The 16,422-nt window shown below is 60.6% G+C and carries 14 protein-coding genes; 11 read left to right on the top strand and 3 right to left on the bottom strand.

Annotated features, from left to right (window positions below; translation table 11 throughout):
• Positions 1 to 13: 13 nt before the first annotated feature.
• A complete protein-coding gene (locus tag QTA58_RS00840) occupies positions 14 to 799 on the top strand; it encodes an SDR family NAD(P)-dependent oxidoreductase (protein ID WP_289671336.1) in 786 nt (261 codons plus the stop codon).
• A 7-nt stretch (positions 800 to 806) separates the two neighbouring features.
• Here the strand turns inward: QTA58_RS00840 and QTA58_RS00835 are convergent, their stop codons facing one another.
• The 3 genes from QTA58_RS00835 to QTA58_RS00825 form a co-directional block, all read right to left on the bottom strand.
• Positions 807 to 1,592 carry a metallophosphoesterase family protein gene (locus tag QTA58_RS00835; RefSeq protein ID WP_289671335.1) on the bottom strand — a complete coding sequence of 262 codons (786 nt, stop codon included), beginning with the start codon at positions 1,590 to 1,592 and terminating at the stop codon, positions 807 to 809.
• Positions 1,593 to 1,806: 214 nt separating this feature from the next.
• Positions 1,807 to 2,607 (bottom strand): DUF6030 family protein, encoded by an 801-nt coding sequence (locus tag QTA58_RS00830; protein WP_289671334.1) that lies wholly within the window; start codon positions 2,605 to 2,607, stop codon positions 1,807 to 1,809.
• Positions 2,608 to 2,779: 172 nt separating this feature from the next.
• Positions 2,780 to 3,367, bottom strand: coding sequence for a transglutaminase-like cysteine peptidase (locus QTA58_RS00825; protein WP_289671333.1), 588 nt, complete (start codon positions 3,365 to 3,367; stop codon positions 2,780 to 2,782).
• A gap of 280 nt (positions 3,368 to 3,647) precedes the next feature.
• Here QTA58_RS00825 and QTA58_RS00820 point away from each other — a divergent pair, with 280 nt between their 5' ends.
• The 10 genes from QTA58_RS00820 (at position 3,648) to QTA58_RS00775 (ending at position 16,401) form a co-directional block, all read left to right on the top strand.
• Entirely contained in the window at positions 3,648 to 5,087 is a 1,440-nt protein-coding gene (locus tag QTA58_RS00820; protein WP_289671332.1) for an O-antigen ligase family protein, read from the top strand.
• A gap of 133 nt (positions 5,088 to 5,220) precedes the next feature.
• Positions 5,221 to 6,402: a polysaccharide biosynthesis/export family protein gene (locus QTA58_RS00815; protein WP_341850276.1), complete on the top strand. Its 1,182-nt coding sequence runs from the start codon at positions 5,221 to 5,223 to the stop codon at positions 6,400 to 6,402.
• A 143-nt stretch (positions 6,403 to 6,545) separates the two neighbouring features.
• Complete coding sequence (locus QTA58_RS00810; protein ID WP_289671330.1) at positions 6,546 to 7,304, top strand: hypothetical protein; 759 nt, start codon at positions 6,546 to 6,548, stop codon at positions 7,302 to 7,304.
• 54 nt (positions 7,305 to 7,358) lie between these two features.
• Positions 7,359 to 9,635, top strand: coding sequence for a polysaccharide biosynthesis tyrosine autokinase (locus QTA58_RS00805; RefSeq protein ID WP_289671328.1), 2,277 nt, complete (start codon positions 7,359 to 7,361; stop codon positions 9,633 to 9,635).
• Complete coding sequence (locus QTA58_RS00800; protein ID WP_289671326.1) at positions 9,625 to 10,329, top strand: hypothetical protein; 705 nt, start codon at positions 9,625 to 9,627, stop codon at positions 10,327 to 10,329. The genes QTA58_RS00805 and QTA58_RS00800 overlap by 11 nt, the downstream gene beginning before the upstream one ends.
• Before the next feature lie 657 nt (positions 10,330 to 10,986).
• On the top strand, positions 10,987 to 11,190 hold the full coding sequence (locus QTA58_RS00795; RefSeq protein ID WP_085423041.1) for a KTSC domain-containing protein: 204 nt from the start codon (positions 10,987 to 10,989) through the stop codon (positions 11,188 to 11,190).
• Positions 11,191 to 11,731: 541 nt separating this feature from the next.
• On the top strand, positions 11,732 to 12,835 hold the full coding sequence (gene gmd / locus QTA58_RS00790) for a GDP-mannose 4,6-dehydratase (RefSeq protein ID WP_289671325.1): 1,104 nt from the start codon (positions 11,732 to 11,734) through the stop codon (positions 12,833 to 12,835).
• Positions 12,828 to 13,799 (top strand): GDP-L-fucose synthase, encoded by a 972-nt coding sequence (locus tag QTA58_RS00785; RefSeq protein ID WP_289671323.1) that lies wholly within the window; start codon positions 12,828 to 12,830, stop codon positions 13,797 to 13,799. Before gmd ends, QTA58_RS00785 begins: the two co-directional genes overlap by 8 nt.
• Positions 13,796 to 15,088: a WcaI family glycosyltransferase gene (locus QTA58_RS00780; protein ID WP_289671322.1), complete on the top strand. Its 1,293-nt coding sequence runs from the start codon at positions 13,796 to 13,798 to the stop codon at positions 15,086 to 15,088. Before QTA58_RS00785 ends, QTA58_RS00780 begins: the two co-directional genes overlap by 4 nt.
• On the top strand, positions 15,085 to 16,401 hold the full coding sequence (locus tag QTA58_RS00775; RefSeq protein ID WP_289671321.1) for a lipopolysaccharide biosynthesis protein: 1,317 nt from the start codon (positions 15,085 to 15,087) through the stop codon (positions 16,399 to 16,401). The genes QTA58_RS00780 and QTA58_RS00775 overlap by 4 nt, the downstream gene beginning before the upstream one ends.
• Positions 16,402 to 16,422 lie beyond the last annotated feature (21 nt).

The following is a 16,422-nucleotide window of genomic DNA, read 5'->3' as shown; positions in this document are numbered from 1 at the left end:
GACACATAGCGCCATGCACGTCATCGTCACCGGGGGATCGAGCGGGATCGGTCTGGAGGTTGCAAGGCTCTATGCCGGGCGCGGCGCGCGCCTGACGCTCGTCGCCCGCGATCCCGTGAAACTGGAAAATGCCCGCCGGGAGCTTCTTTCCTCGGGGCGTATCCAGGATACGGATCTCCATGTCGCCATGGCGGACGTGGGGCACGACTCCGATGTCTCGGCCGCGATCGCCGATGCGGAGGCACGGCTCGGCCCGTGCGATGTCCTGGTCGCGTCGGCGGGCATCGTCGAGCCGGGGCCGTTCGAGACTCTCTCCGGCGACGGATTTGACAGGCCGGTAACGACCAACCTCCTGGGCACGGCCAATGCCGTGAGGGCCGTCTACGCTGGCATGAAAGCGCGAGGGCGCGGCCGTATCATGATCGTGTCCTCCGGGGCCGCCCTGATCGGCCTCCACGGCTATACGGCCTATTGCGCCTCCAAGTCGGCGCTGACGGGCTTTGCCGAAGCGCTTGCATTCGAGGCCGCCGGATCGGGTGTCGGCATCTCGATCTGCTTCCCCCCCGATACGTTTACGGCGCAGCTCGAAAGGGAACTGGCGAAACGCTCGCCTCAGGCTCAGGCTCTCATGGGGAAAGCCCCGCCCTGGACCGCGCCTGCGGTCGCCAGGCGTATCGTCGGGGCGATCGATCGCGGCACGCCGAAGCTCTATTTCGGGTTTTCGATAACGGCGCTCGGCCTTTTCGGCTCGCTGATCAAACCGGTCCTGATGTGGTGGTACACCCGAAAACGGTCTTGAGGCCGCTCTATAGAATGGCGGCCTGTCCGCCGTCCATCTTCAGGACCGACAGCCTGCCGGTATAATAGGCGCCGGTGTCGATGCCGATGCGGCCGGGGCCGATATCCGGTTCGGCGGTCGGCGTATGGCCATGGACGACGAGAAGGGGGATCTGCGGCCCCGAGGTGAGGAATGGCTCGCGGATCCAGAGAAGATCCTCGTCGTCCTGTTCATCAAGAGGGATTCCCGGCCGGACCCCGGCATGCACGAAGAGCATGTCGCCGATTTTGAGACAGATCGGCAGCTCGAAGAGGAATTGCCTGTGCGACATGGGGACGGCCTCGGTCAGGAGCTCGCCAAGTTTCGCGCCGCGGCCCTTCTGGCGGGAGCTCAGGTGCTGCAGGTCGATACCATAGGAGATGAGCGTCTGCTCTCCGCCCAGCCCCAGCCATTCGGTATAGAGCTCCGGCTCCCTCAGGAAGCGCGAGAAGACGTCATCGTGGTTGCCGCAGAGAGGAAGCCTTTTCAGACCGAGCTCGCTCGGCCTGATGAGGTGTTCCAGGACATGGCGCGAACTCGGCCCGCGATCGATATAGTCGCCGAGCAGGATGACGAGCCCGCTGCGTTCGGTTGCCTGGATATCCGCCGCGATCCGCGCTTCGGCATCCTTCAATTCGTTGATGCAGCCGTGAACGTCTCCGATGACATAGATGGGGTAGCCGGGCGGGTTCGGGCCGAGATCGATCCGGCGCCGGCGGGGTTCCGGCACCTGGTTCGGTCGGCGTCTTGAAAGCCAGTCCGTCAACTTACGCATGCTTGCTGTCATCCGCCTTGTATGAGAATCGTGCCGACAATGAGAAATGGCTGCCTAAGGGACCATTAACAACCCTCATGCGCCGCTTACCCATTGGAAAACTTCGATCCTCTCCAGCATCGGCCCGAAAATCGGAATCGATTTTCGGTAAGCACGATGCGTAGATTCAATAAGTTAGAGCGTCCTTTGTGCGTCCGTTCGGACGCACGGCGCTCTAGGGGGCTTGCGTGGCGAGGGACGAGAGCCGCGAACCTTTGCCGATACGGACATTCCGATCTGCGTCTGCCCTGGCGGTCGCCGCAATCGGCCTCCGCGACAGTTCGCTCGCCGGAACGGGCCGGTTGACCGCGATCATGTTGAAGCGGGTCGCCTCGCTGATCTCCTGTTTGAAGGTGATCGGATAATAGCCCAGCAGGAAGTAAAAATCAGTCCCGGACATCAGCTTCTGCTTCAGCGCGGCTTCCATATCGGCACTGGCCGGCAGGGGCCTGATGCCGGCAGCCACGAGCCGGGATGCCTCGTCGCCGAGGCTGGTCCGCATGCCGCCGTCGCCGAGATTGAACTTGATGCGGAACCCGGAAAACGTGCCGTCCTGCATGCCTCTCATCTGAACGAACAACGAGGATCGGCCTTCGGGAGCGGCGTATTCCCTGAGGTTCGTGCACTCCCAGCTGCCGCTTTCCCCGGTGACGAGGGAGGGCGGCTCCTGGCCGTCTTCCGCTATGGAATTGCATATCTCCGCAGGCGCCGGGTTGGGCTGCAGCGCGATGCCTTCCGCTATGAGAAGAGGACGCCATGGCCATCCCGCATTCGCGGCCGGCCGTCCCGTGAGGTCGGCAGGCTCCGCGGCCGGTCCGGAGGTTCGCCCGAACCGCAGGTCGATGTCGAGCGCTTTCGCCAAAGCCAGAATGTTCCGCCCTTCGTTGGCGAAGAGGACGGTCATCGTCAGAACCGCGACGACCAGGATTATCAGCAGGAACAGCACTGCGAAGCCGCGTGGCCTGGGGGGCTGCATTGCCGTATCGGCTGAAGGCCCGGCGACCGGCTCAGGGCCGGTCTTCGATGGGAAAATCCTGGTCAATCGGCAATACAAACCGCTTTTGCTGCCGCAGGAGAGCCGGATTGTCTTCTTTCAAGGAAGCTGAACCATGCGCTCGTCTTGGCTCACGAATATACGGTGAGAATAGTCAGATTTCGTTCCAATACAAAGGATTCTTCGGAGACTGGATCATGACCCAGCGCAGATCCGTGTCACGCCAGTTCAAGACTGCGTTATTTCTATTGTCCAGGACCAGATCGCCCTTCGTCGTGCTGACGACGAGCACCGCATGGCCGTTGTTGTTGGGCGTATAGGCGATGGCGATGCGCAGGGCATTCGCAGGCCATCCGAGCTCGATCAGCCGGCGCCGCTTGGTGAGCACATAGTCTTCGCAATCGCCGGCGACAACATCGGCCTGCCACTCGTCGGTATCCGGATCGTCGTAAAGGGGCTCGATCGATCGATTGACCTGAATGTTCACCTGCCGCAGCTGGCGAAGCTGCTTTGCCGAAACCGCGACGGTTTCAGGTCCGTGGCCTTCGGCGCAGTCGGCGGCATTCGCGACGCAGTATTTCACGTATGCGAAGGGCGCGAGCGTCGGCTTCTGCACGACGATGTTGAGCGGACGCAGCTTTGACGGAACGGCCATGCCCGCCGGACCGATCGCGTGGGCCGCCGGCGCCGATAAGGAGAAGAGCATGCCTGCCATTGCCGCAACGAGATGCTTCGTAGTCATAGGTATGTCCCATCTTGTTCTTCATTGCCGAAGCGCATCGGCCCTGGGACATGCTTCTACACGCCAAACTATTCGGCCCTTTTAAGTAGATATCTCGTATTTTAACGATGTGGCTTTTTCGGACAGGATTCGCGGCAGGCGGAAATATAAGCGATACGTCACAAAGCTTTTTTGCTGCGCCACTCTGGAACTATATTGAGAAATAGTCGGGGGCGTGTAGAAACGACGGCGATCCTTGCATCTTTCAGGTGCCGGCGTTTCCATCTGGGGTGACTGCTGCATGCAAATCCGGCGCGAAGCCGTCGACCGGTCCTGGACCATGAAGACGATATCGAGAACGATCCCGGTCGTATTCTTCCTGCTGTCTTTCGGGATCGTTCTTTTGACCGACGGCGGGGTCTATCCGTCGTCGCTGGCCGTCGCGGTCATTTTCATGGCCCTGGCGCTTGCTGTGGCGGGGCTTCTCGAGGGGCTGCACCGGGAAACGTCGGGATTGTTCGGCTTCGTGCTGGTTTTATGGCTGGTGCTGATCGCATGGACCTCGTTTCAGGCGCTTTCCCTGCCGTCCGGTCTCTTTGCCAATCCCGCCTGGCTGAGCCTTCGGGAGGCGGGGATAGAAGCGCCGGGTCGCATTTCGGTCGTTCCGGGCGATACGATCGCTTCGCTGCTGCCGATAAGCCTTCCGTTCATGACCTTGCTCGCCGCGCTTTTACTGTTCCGCAGCGACCGGCAGGTGGAAAGCGCTCTTCAGGTATTCGCACTGTGCGGCGGCGCATTTGCGGTCTTCGCGATCGTGCAATCCGTGCTGTTTCCCCATACGCTGATGTTTGCCCCCAAGACGCATTACATCGGCAACCTGACGGCACCCTTCGTCAATCGCAACACGGCGGCGACGTTCTACGGTCTCGTCGCGGTGGCGTCGATCGTCTGCTTCGCCCTGGCGGCGGCGAGTTCCGACCATCGGCGGGGGCGCAGCTCCGACCGGCAGATGCCGCGGCGCGCCTGGGTCTTTCTCCTCATGGCCCTTGCGGCGGTCGTCGCCTTGGCATTGACCCGCTCCCGCGGCGGCGTGGCGGCATCTTTTCTGGGATGCGGCGCCCTGCTCGTGACGCTGCCCATCCATTTCGCGGGAAAGAAAACGTCCCTGCCGATGCAATCGGCCGGACGGAAGGCGTGGGGCCGTCAGGCCGCACTGGCTCTTGTTACGCTCGCTGTTGTCCTCGTAGTCGGTTCCCTCGTATTCGCCCGCGCCATTCTAAGAGCGGAAGTCCAGGCGATCGACGAAGGAAGACTGTGCATAATTCCCGGTATCTGGCAGGCGATACGGGACAACTTTATTCTTGGAATAGGCTCCGGTTCCTTCCGTTTTTATTTTCCTGCCTACCGCGATCCGGATTGCGGTCTTGCCGCTACCTGGTTCAAGGCACACAATTTCTATCTGGACGCGATGCTGGCTCTGGGTTTCCTTGTGTCCGTCGCCATGTTTGTTGCCATTGCCGCCATGCTGCTGAGGGTCTACGGAACGGGGCTTCGGCGCCGGAAGAGCAAAAAGCCTGTCGTTCTCGGAGGAATCGCAGCGATTCTACTAGTCGCCTTGCATTCATTCCCGGATTTTTCGCTACAGGTCCCGGGTTTCGCGATGTCGTTTGCGTTATTTCTCGGACTTACTGCAACAATAAGCTTGAATTCGACAGATATACGAAGCATTCGTAATTTATGAATTACATAGTATGTGTTGTATTTGCTACACAGGTGGCAATTCCAGAGTTAAATTTCTGTCATCTCCAAAAATATCTGGCGCCTCAAAGTTCACGAAAGTATATCGAAATCGTGGGACTTTGATGGCGGGGCACATGATCAATTCTTATAAAGCTATTTTAGCGCTCTCTACTATTGCGCTTCTTTCAGGGTGCGCGGGTCTTCCAAGGTCTGGACCGGATCCGCATCTCGTTGAATCCAATGCTGCGGTGAAGGTTTCTGCGGCGGAAAAGAAAGTCGGAATCGATTACGCTCTCGTCGACATCAACAAGGCCGTTCTGGCTCATGTGTCGAAGGCGGAGAAGCCGAGCCTGAGGGGAGGCTTCGGCGGTGGTCGGGGCGGTCCGCCGAACATCGTGCTCGGCGTCGGCGACGTGGTTCAGGTTTCCGTGTTCGAAGCGCAGGCGGGCGGCCTGTTCATCCCTGCGGAGGCGGGGTCGCGTCCGGGCAACTTCATCACCCTGCCGAGCCAGACGATCGGCCGCGACGGCACGCTCAGCGTACCCTATGCGGGCAAGGTCAATGCCGCCGGCCGTCCGATCGACGCGGTGCAGCTCGATATCGCGCAGCGCCTGGCAAATCGCGCCATCGAGCCCCAGGTCGTGATCTCGACGGTCACCAACCGCTCGATGGAGGCCTCGGTTCTCGGCGATGTGAAACAGCCCCAGAAGGTGGAGCTCAGCCCGGCGGGCGAGCGCGTCATCGACGTGATTTCCGAAGCGGGCGGTCTGAGCGCTCCGGGCGATGAAACGACGGTGACGCTGCAGCGCGGCGGCCGCAGCGTGACCGTCGCATATAACACGCTGAGCGAAAATCCGCGGGAGAATATCTACGTTCAGCCCGGGGATACGCTCTTCGTCAACCGCGACCGCCGAACGTTCCTCGCCTTCGGCGTGACGGGCGAGAGCGGCCGGTATGACTTCGACGACTCCAATCTTTCACTCGGCGAGGCGCTGGCGAAGGCCGGCGGCTTGCTCGACGACAAGGCCGAGCCGCAAGCCGTTCTGCTTTATCGTGTCGTCGATTGCGATTTCCTGCGCAGCCTTGGCGTGGACGTGAGCCGCTTCAAGGGTGACCAGGTTCCGGTGATCTTCCGGGCCAATCTGCGGGATCCGGCCGCCTTCTTCGCGGTTCAGCAATTCCCGATGCAGAACAAGGATGTCATCTACGTTTCTACGTCTGACGCAGTTGAACTTGTGAAGTTCCTCACGATCGTCAATTCGGTCACGTCTTCGACCCGTGACATCGTGGATACGCACGACACGTTGCGTGACTAAAACTAAGGCGGCGACTGGCCGCCTTAACTTTAATATTTGATTTATCCGGTTCGGCTGCTGCAATTCCAAATAAAAGATTGCAATCCATGTAGAACCGGATATTTCTTAACGAAATACTACTTTTGGGTCACTGGGGTGCTGCGATGATTGTACGTTCTATACTGATGCGATCTGCTGCGATCGGAATTTTCATGATGGGTACCGGTGTGGCGTTTGCGCAGAACGCCCCTCTGCAGGGCGTTTCGCTTCCCGCTGGGACGATCGCACCGCAAGTCTCGGTGGCGGACGTCCAGGCGTTCATGGCTAATCCGAACACGCTTCTGGCGCAGTTTCCCACCGGCGGACCGGAACTGCAGGCGCGCATCGAGGCTCTGCTTGCGGTCGCGGCTGCGAACGGTCTGCTGCCGGGCATGATGACGGCGATACAAAGCGCGATCACCGCCGGCGCTCTGAGCCCTGCCCAGATCGTTGCGATTGCGGCCGGAGCCAACGCCGCTGCCGCGGCCTTGGTCGCGGCCGGCAATCAGGCCGCCGCGGTTACGATCCAGGCGACCATGGCCAATCCGCAGGTGGCCGCGGCCACTCAGGCGGCGGCCCAGCAAGCAGGGCAGCAGGCTGCGAACCAGCAGCCCGGCGTTCCTCAGACGTCGGAAATCAACGGCGGTGCTCCCGGCGGCGCATCTCCTCCCGGTTCTGAAATCGGTGGAGCGGGTGCAACTGGCGGCGGTGCCGGTGGCGCCGGATCCAGCTCCGGTACCACGGCTGCTGCCGGTGGTGCGGGTGGCGGCGGTGGCGTCTCCAGCGGTGGCGGCACCTTCGGCGGCGCTTCCGGTGGCGGTGGCGGCGGTGGCAATAACAACGACGACGATGACGACGATACGAGCCCCGTCGTTCGGAGCTGAAAACGTCATGCGTCTTAAGGTTGCTCTGGCGCTTCCATTCCATCGGGCTACGTGATGAACCAGAGACCTGTTTTCCTCGCCAATCAGGATGACGAACTCCCGGAGCAAAGTGCTCCGGGATTGGATTTTGACAATCTGATCGCCGTTGCGCGGCGACAATGGCGCGTTGTCGCCATGTCCGTTGTCATTTTCCTCCTCCTGGGCATCTGTTACGTCCTGACCGCGGTGCCGCGCTACACGGCGAAGACGAGCGTTCTCATCGACAGAGGCAACAGCCAGGTCGTGGAGCAGCTGTCGACGATCGGCGGCGTCCTGGACGACGAGGCTTCGGTCCTCAGCCAGGTCGAGCTTCTCAAGTCCGAGACGATCGGCCTCTCGGCTGTCGACAGGCTGAAGCTGCAGGACAATCCGGAATTCATGGAGGGCGGCCGGAACCCGCTTCTCGCCGCTGTCTCCTATGTCGTTTCCACGCTCAACCCGAAGCACTGGCTGGGCGGCGGCGACGAAGCGCTTCTCGATCCGGCGGAAGCCAAGCGCCGCGAGGCGCTTTCGCGGATTCTCGATGATATGGAAGTTGCGCGCGTCGGGCGCTCCTACGTGCTGGAAATCTCGTTTACGGCCACGTCGCCGCAGCTCGCGGCGTCGGTCGCCAGGGCGATCTCGGATGCCTATCTGACGGACAAGCTGAATGCGAAATATGATGCGACGCGGCGGGCGGGGGCCTGGCTGCAGGAGCGTATCGAGGAACTGCGGCAGCGCTCCCTGGAATCCGATCTCGCCGTTCAGAAGTTTCGCGCGGCAAATGGCCTGGTTGTCGCAAACGACAAGCTCGTCTCCGACCAGCAGCTGACCGAGCTCAACAGCGCGCTCATCGTCGCGCGTGCCGATACCGCAAGGGCGCAGGCGCGCTTTGACCGCATCCGGTCGATCATAGCCAGCGGCCAGACCGATGCGATCGTTACCGATGCGCTCGACAGTTCGGTCATCAACACGCTTCGCGAGAAATACCTGGACGCTTCCAAGCGGGAGTCCGAGATCAGCAAGCGGCTCGGGGAAGGGCACATTCAGGCGATCCGTCTGCGCCAGGAAATGGCCGAATACAACCGGCTCATGTTCGACGAGCTGCGGCGCATCGCCGAAAGCTATCAAAGCGAGCTCGAAGTTGCGCAGTCCCGCGAACGCCAGATCACCCAGGGCGTCGAGAACGCCACGAATGTCAGCGTCAACGCAAGCGAGACGCAGGTTCAGCTGCGCGAACTCGAACGGAGCGCGGAAACCTACAAGAACCTCTACCAGACGTTCCTGCAGCGGTACCAGGAAGCCGTGCAGCAGCAGTCCTTCCCGGTCACCGAAGCGCGTGTCATTTCCCGTGCCGTGCCTCCGAACAGGCCGAGCGAACCGCGCGTCCCGCTGGTCCTGGCGCTCTGCATCGTTCTCGGCGGTGCCGTCGGCGGAGGCGCTGCGGCGTTCCGGGAATTCCGGGATCGCTTCTTCCGCACCGGCGAGCAGGTGAGGGACGTTCTCGGCCTGGAATATCTCGGGGCCGTTCCGCTGGTCGAGCCTTCGAAGAGCAAGCTGATCCCGGGCGATCCGATCCGGGGCGAGGTTTACAAGAGGAGCCAGGTTTCCAACTTCGCGCTGGAGCATCCCCTGTCCTCCTTTGCCGAAACCCTTCGCAGCGCGAGGATTGCCGCGGATCTCCATATCGGCAAACCTCAGAAGATCATCGGCATCGTCTCCGCCCTTCCGGGTGAAGGCAAGTCCACGATCGCGGTGAATTTCGCCCAGACCCTCGCCAAGAGCGCCAGGACCCTGCTGATCGATGCGGACCTCAGAAATCCCGGTGCGACGAGGGCGCTCGGCCAGCATGCCGACGAGGGCTTGCTGGAAGTGCTGCTGGAGAACCATGCGCCGTCGTCGGCGGTGCTGACCGATCCGGATTCGGGCCTCAAGTTTCTGCCTGCGGTCGTGAAGCGCCGGGTGCCGCATTCCTCCGAGCTTCTGGCTTCGCCGCAGATGATGAAGCTGCTCACGCAGGCATGCGGCGAGTTCGAATATATCGTCATCGATCTGCCGCCGCTCGGACCCGTCGTGGATGCGCGCGCGATCGCCTCGAGGATCGACGGCTTCGTCGTGGTCGTGGAATGGGGCGAGACGTCGCGCAAGGTCGTCAAGGACACGTTGAATGCCGAACCGCAGATTACCGGCCGCTGCCTTGGCGTGATCCTGAACAAGGTCGACAACGACAAGATGAGACTCTATCGCGAATACGGGTCGTCGGAATATTACGCCTCGCGCTATACATCCTATTACCACGATAATGCTTCGTAATCCGAGGCGGAACTTCGTCTGCCTTCTCGCCGTGCTGGCATCCTTGCTCATCGGGGCTGTCGCGGTGGGCGATCTTGCCACGACCGCCAGATATGGCAGCTATCTCGCGATCGATTCGCTGTTGGCGAACGACAAGCCGGTTTCGGCTCAGGTGATTGCGGATTATGCGCAGCGCCTGTCGAAATCGCCGCAGACCTGCCGTACCGATATCCTGAATTCGGCTGTCGACATCGCGATGCGGAATGTCGAGCAGGAGACGGCCTCCTTCGATCGGACGGCATGGATCGCCTCGCTCAGATCCCTGGAGCCTTTGCTGCGCGACAGTCTGGCCTGCATGCCGACGAACGGTCTCTTATGGGCGCGTTTGGCCGTCGTGAGATGGCTTCTCGGCGGAACGGCGGAAGAGCAGGCCTCCCTGCTGACGATGTCTCAGGCCTATGCGCCATCCGAGCTTCGGGTTATCCGCAGCCGCATGGTTCAATGGAGGCGGGTTTCGCCGAAGGTCTTGGAGCTGGCGGAGCGCGCGCTCCGATCGGACGTAAGGACCATTCTCAACTATGCCGAGGTTTCTGCGGCGAAGCGGCTTCTTGCCGATGTTCCCCCGCTGGTGAAGCCGTTCGTCGCCGAGGAAGCCCTTGTCCTGCCACAGGAGCGGCGAACTGCCTTCGTTCAGGCAGGAATTCCGCTTGATTAGGATTGGGCCCCGTATCCGTTGAGTTCGCCCGCTCCGCGAAAGCGGATTGTGGCCCCGGCGATGACACTTCCAGCAGACCCGAACCCTTCCGTCGCCGTCAATAGGCCGGCTTGTAACACACGGCAACGACCTCGGTCTTTTCGGGATAGGTCACGGTCAGGTCGTCGCATACCCGGACCCTCTTGCAGCGATGGCCGCAGGTTGGCACCGGAGCATGGCGATGGCTCGAGACTTTCGGAGCTTCGCTGGCGGTGAGATCGGCGGCAAGGGCCCCGGAAAAGGAGAAAAGCCCGGAAGAGGAGAAAAGCAAGGCGGCCAGAACAACGGCGAGAGATTTTCCGGATCTAAACGACATTTATTTCCTCCATGCAAAGCTGTAGCATGGAGCATATTCTCCCGCATAAATATTAAGGTTCGGTACTTGCTTCGATTTCAGGAATATATACGCACGTCTTGATGCATGTGCTTGCGGTCGGCGGCATGGTCCGGTGCCGCTCCGGCAGCGGGTTTCGGAAGAATAGCCGAAAGAATATTCACTCCTCCCGATCTGTTCGTCCGGGAACGGGGGACTTCGGATCAGCCCAGGCGCTCGTGCTTTTCTCTTGAAATTTTTGCACCGCACAATATTCTGGCGGCCTGCCATGGTCGGGTGACGCTATGCGGGTAGAGTTGAGATCAAGACTGATCGAGGCTGCCTCATATGAGGAGGATGCGCGGCTCATGCGTATCTTCATGACGAACGGGCAGTTGCGGGAATTCGTTGGTGTTCCCAGACAGGTGTTCGAGAGCCTGATCGCCGCGCCTTCCGCCGGCACCTACTACATGCAGCAGATCAGGGGCCGCTTTTCTTCTCCGGAATAAACAAGAACACCAGCTTTGGTTCGGGCCATGCGGGGCGTGGTGGGTGAGGACCATTTTCTTCATGCGGGGCTCCGGAAGAAAAGCACGGCTTTGATACCGGGTGGTCGCGGACTCTTCCGGCGTTGGAGAAGGCGCCTGTTTGGGTTACACTTGGCGGGCAGGCTTCCTCCGAGAAGTTATGCCTTCGTGGCCTTCCGGCTGCGGTAAATTTGCATCGGAGGCTGATTAATATCGGATCGTTTGTCGATTGCTTCGTTGTTTGTAAAGCCTTTGCCTTCGATCTTTGCCATAAAGTGAATCGTGATGGTCTTACTCTCTTTATCGGGTGTTGCCCTTTGTCAAATATAGTCAAGTGCTAATATTTTGAGCTATTTGACTAGGCGATGGGCAATTAACCACCTCGTATGCAAATCATTGCTTCGAAGGTGCCTGTATAGTACGGAGAGACTGCAAGACGATGCTTTATGTAATTGGCGCCTGTACATGAGAGCCGGCTACCTGAAGTAAGTTATGACTGACGGATTCCGTTAGGGGGAATATGATGAATGCAAGTGTGAAGAGCAGTGGCAAGGTTGCGCTGATTACCGGCGTGACCGGCCAGGATGGTGCCTATCTGGCGGAGCTATTGCTGGAGAAGGGATATACCGTCCATGGCATCAAGCGGCGTTCTTCAAGTTTCAACACCAACCGCATCGAGCATCTTTACGAAGATCCGCATGTGGAGGATCCGCGCTTCATCCTGCATTTCGGCGACATGACGGATTCCACCAACCTGATCCGCGTCGTACAGGAAACCCAGCCGGACGAGATCTACAATCTGGCCGCCCAGAGCCACGTGCAGGTGTCCTTCGAGACGCCGGAATATACCGCCAACGCGGATGGAACCGGCACGCTGCGTCTTCTGGAGGCGATCCGTCTCCTGGGGCTGACGAAGAAGACCCGCTTCTACCAGGCTTCGACCTCGGAGCTTTACGGCAAGGTGCAGGAAGTGCCGCAGAGCGAGACGACGCCCTTCTATCCCCGCAGTCCCTACGCGGCCGCAAAGCTCTATGCCTATTGGATCGTCGTGAATTATCGCGAGGCCTACGGCATGCACGCTTCCAACGGCATCCTGTTCAATCACGAAAGCCCGATCCGCGGCGAGACCTTCGTCACCCGCAAGATCACCCGCGCGGCGGCTGCCATCCATCTCGGCCTGCAGGAACGTCTTTACCTTGGCAATCTCGACGCCAAGCGCGACTGGGGCCATGCGCGCGAATATGTGCGGGGTATGTGGCTGATGCTGCAGCAGGACGAGCCGGACGATTACGTGCTGGCGACCGGCGAGACCCATACGGTCCGGTCCTTCGTGGAGAAAGCTTTCGCCAAGGTCGGCATGCCGATCGAGTGGCGCGGCGAGGGTGTGGATGAGAAAGGCTATGACGCGACGTCCGGCCAATGCGTGGTCGAAATCGACCCCCGCTATTTCCGTCCCACCGAGGTGGATCTCCTGATCGGCAATCCGGCCAAGGCGCATCAGATGCTTGGCTGGAGGCACGAAACCAATCTCGATCAGCTTGTCGCCGAAATGGTCCGGGAGGACCTGAAGGTCATGGCGCGCAACGTGCCGGCTGCCGGCGCCAACAAGGGGCTCGCGCATGCCTGAGGCGATCTACAGCCTTGCGGGCAGGAAGGTCTATGTCGCGGGGCACCGCGGCATGGTCGGCTCGGCGATCGTCCGCCGGCTGGCGTCCGAGCGCTGCCAGATCCTGACTGCCACGCGGGCTGAGCTCGATCTCACCCGGCAGGAGGAGGTGGAGGCATGGATGGAGAGGAACCGTCCCGATGCGGTCTTCCTCGCCGCCGCCAAGGTCGGCGGCATCCTCGCCAATGACAGCTATCCGGCCGACTTCCTCTACGACAACTTGATCCTGGAGGCGAACATCATCCATGCGGCTCACAAGGTGGGCGTGCAGAAGCTGATGTTCCTCGGTTCCTCCTGCATCTATCCGAAATTCGCAGATCAGCCGATTGCCGAGGAGGCGCTGCTGACGGGGCCTCTGGAGCCGACCAACGAATGGTATGCGATCGCCAAGATCGCCGGCATCAAGCTCTGCCAGGCCTATCGCAGGCAGCATGGCGACGATTTCATCTCGGCCATGCCGACGAACCTTTACGGTCCGGGCGACAATTTCGATTTGAAGTCGAGCCATGTCATGCCGGCGCTGATCCGCAAGGCGCATGAGGCGAAGATCGATCGCTTGCCGGAGATCACCATCTGGGGCACCGGCAAGCCGCGCCGCGAATTCCTGCATGTGGACGATTGCGCCGATGCCTGCGTCCATCTGATGAAGACCTATTCGGATGACATGCATGTCAACGTGGGCTCCGGGAAGGACATCACCATCCTGGAACTGGCCGAGCTCGTCTCCAGGGTCGTCGGCTTCAAGGGCAGGGTAGCCCATGACCTGACGAAGCCCGACGGCACCCCGCGCAAGCTGATGAGCGCCGATAAGCTTCGCGGTCTCGGCTGGACGCCGAGGATCGGACTTCAGGAAGGTGTCGCCAACGCTTACGAGGCGTTCCTCAAGGGGGAATATCTCGAACGCACGCAGGGAGATGCCGCGTGACGACAGCGACGGCGGAAGTCCTGAGTGATGACGGATCCGCCGATGCCGCCCGAGAGGCGGTCGCTGCGGTTGCACAGCAAACGAAAAGAAGCGTCGTCGTCTACGGGATGAACTACGCCCCCGAAATTGCCGGCGTCGGGAAATATACCGGTGAAATCGCCGAGCATCTGGCTGCCGAGGGCATGGACGTGACGGTGGTCACGACCCCTCCGCATTATCCTGGCTGGAAGGTTCAACCCGGTTACGGAAACCGGTATTCGTCGTCGAGAGAGAATGGTGTCGGCATCATCCGCACGCCGCTGATTTTGCGGCAGAGGATGAAAGGTATCTGGCGGCTTGTGGCGCCGCTGTCCTTTGCGCTGAGCTCCGCTCCCGTCATATTCTGGCAAATCCTGCGCCGCCGCCCCGGGACCGTGTTCTGCGTCGAGCCGACCCTTTTCGCCGCGCCTGTCGCCCAGCTTGCGGCAAGGCTCGTCGGAGCGCAGACCGTCCTGCATGTGCAGGACCTCGAAGTGGATGCGGCCTTTGCGGTCGGCCATCTCGGCGGGAGAGCCTGGATCAGGAAGCTCGGTTGCGCCTTCGAGCGTTCGACCCTTCGAGGCTTCGACAAGGTCATCACCATCTCCGACCGCATGGCCGAGAAGCTGCGCGAAAAGGGGATTTTCGAGAGCAAGGTTTCGGTGGTCCGGAACTGGGTGGATCTCTCCCACATCTATCCGCTGGAAGAAGTAAGCCCCTATCGCGCCGAACTCGGCTTTTCGAGCGGCGATTTCGTCGTGCTCTATTCCGGCAATATCGGCGCCAAGCAGGGATTGAACGTCCTGCTCGAGGCTGCCGAACGCCTGAAGGAGGAAGTGCATATTCATTTCGTGATTGCCGGCGAGGGGCCGCTGAAGGCGGACCTCCTGGCACGTTACGGCCACCTGAAGAATGTCCGCTTTCTGCCGTTCCAGCCCTATGCGCGGCTGAACGAATTCCTGAACATGCCGGATCTGCATGTCCTGCCGCAGGAGAGGGGGGCTGCCGATCTGGTCCTGCCCTCCAAGCTCGGCGGCATGCTGGCCAGCGGCCGGCCGATCCTGGTGACGGCGGACGAGGGGACGGAGCTTGCAGGATTTCTGGGCGATTGCGTCCTGCGCGTTCCTCCCGGTGAAGCAGAGGCCCTGTGCACCGCAATCAGGTCCTTGCCGGACAGCAAGACGGAAGCATTTCAGGCAGGCATGGCGCTTGCGCAGAGATTGTCGAAGCCCAAAGCCCTTGGCGAGTTGTTCGAAGCTTCCAGCCGATGACGATCGTCGCCAACATTTTTCGCAGCAGCGTCGCCAATGCCATCGGGATAGGGATCAGCGCTTTCGTGCAGCTCGTCAGCGTCCCCGTGCTTGCTTCTGCCTGGGGGCCCGAAGTCTACGGCACCTGGCTGATGCTGACCACCATACCGACCTATCTTGCACTGACCGATTTGGGTTTCGTTCAGGCCGCTACCAGCGACATGACGATGAAGTCGGCAAAGGGTGAGAAGCAGGCGATCGTTCAGATATTCAGTTCTGTTTTCGCGCTGTTCGTCGCCTTCGCGGTCATTGTAAACGTGGTTGTTGCCGCAGCTGTCCGGATTGCGGTTCTTGCCGATGTCGGCTGGGTGACGGATTACCAGCTGTATCTGCACATGCTGGCCTTCTATTCGTCGTTGACCCTGCTGTCGCGGGTAAATCTGGCCGGTTTCCGGGCAAACGGAATGTATGCGGCCGGGACCGTGAGCTACGATACCTTGGTATTGTGCGAAGGGCTTCTGACCTTGCTGGTCGTTACGTTGCACGGCGGGTTCGCGGCCGCCATATCGACGATGATCGTCGGCCGTCTGCTGAACATGCTGCTGCTCTATGCGCTCCTGCGCCGCCGCCTGCCGTGGCTGAGCTACGACATGGAAGCCGTTTCCTGGGCCGAATTGAAGCGGCTCTTCAAGCCGGCTGTCGGCGGGATGGCCATTCCGGTCTCGTTGTCCTTCACGCTGCAGGGCACGGTCGTGCTGGTGGGGGCCGTTATTTCCCCGGCCGCGGCGGCGATCTTCACGCCTGTCCGAACCATCAGCCGCATCGCCATCCAGCTCGTGGGCATCGTGAACAGGGCGACCATGCCGGAAATCGCCCATACCTTGGCGAAGGGCGACAGGAGAAAGATCTCGCAGCTTGTGCTGTTGAACTGTGCGCTCGCGGTTTTTGTCCTGGTTCCGGCCGGAATTGTTTTCGGATTCTTCGGCGACAGGATCGTCAGCGCCTGGACGAGAGGGATTATCCAGCCCGACAGGATCTTCGTGGCCGCCATGGCCGTCTCCATGGTTCTTCATGGAGGGTGGTACCTGGTCTCCAACATGCTTCTGGCCACCAATTCCCATGGCGACTTCTCGAAGATCATGATCCTGTCCGCGCCGCTTACCGTCGTTCTGGTCTATATCGGCGCCTCGATCGGAGAGCTCACGGGCGTGGCCCTCGCCACGATCGCCTGCGAGGCCTTCTGCGTGGCCGGAGCCCTATTCGCACTCAGAAGAACGCCGTTCAATCCGGCTTATGAGCGGATGGCTTCAAAGAAAGATAATTTGGGACGTTGATGCTGTTCAAGTCGGAGAGGC

The sequence above is a fragment of the Neorhizobium sp. CSC1952 genome (assembly GCF_030378245.1).
Classification (GTDB): Bacteria; Pseudomonadota; Alphaproteobacteria; order Rhizobiales; family Rhizobiaceae; genus Neorhizobium; species Neorhizobium oryzae_A.
Note: the sequence above shows the minus strand (reverse complement) of the source record. Positions and strands in the feature narration are given on the sequence as shown.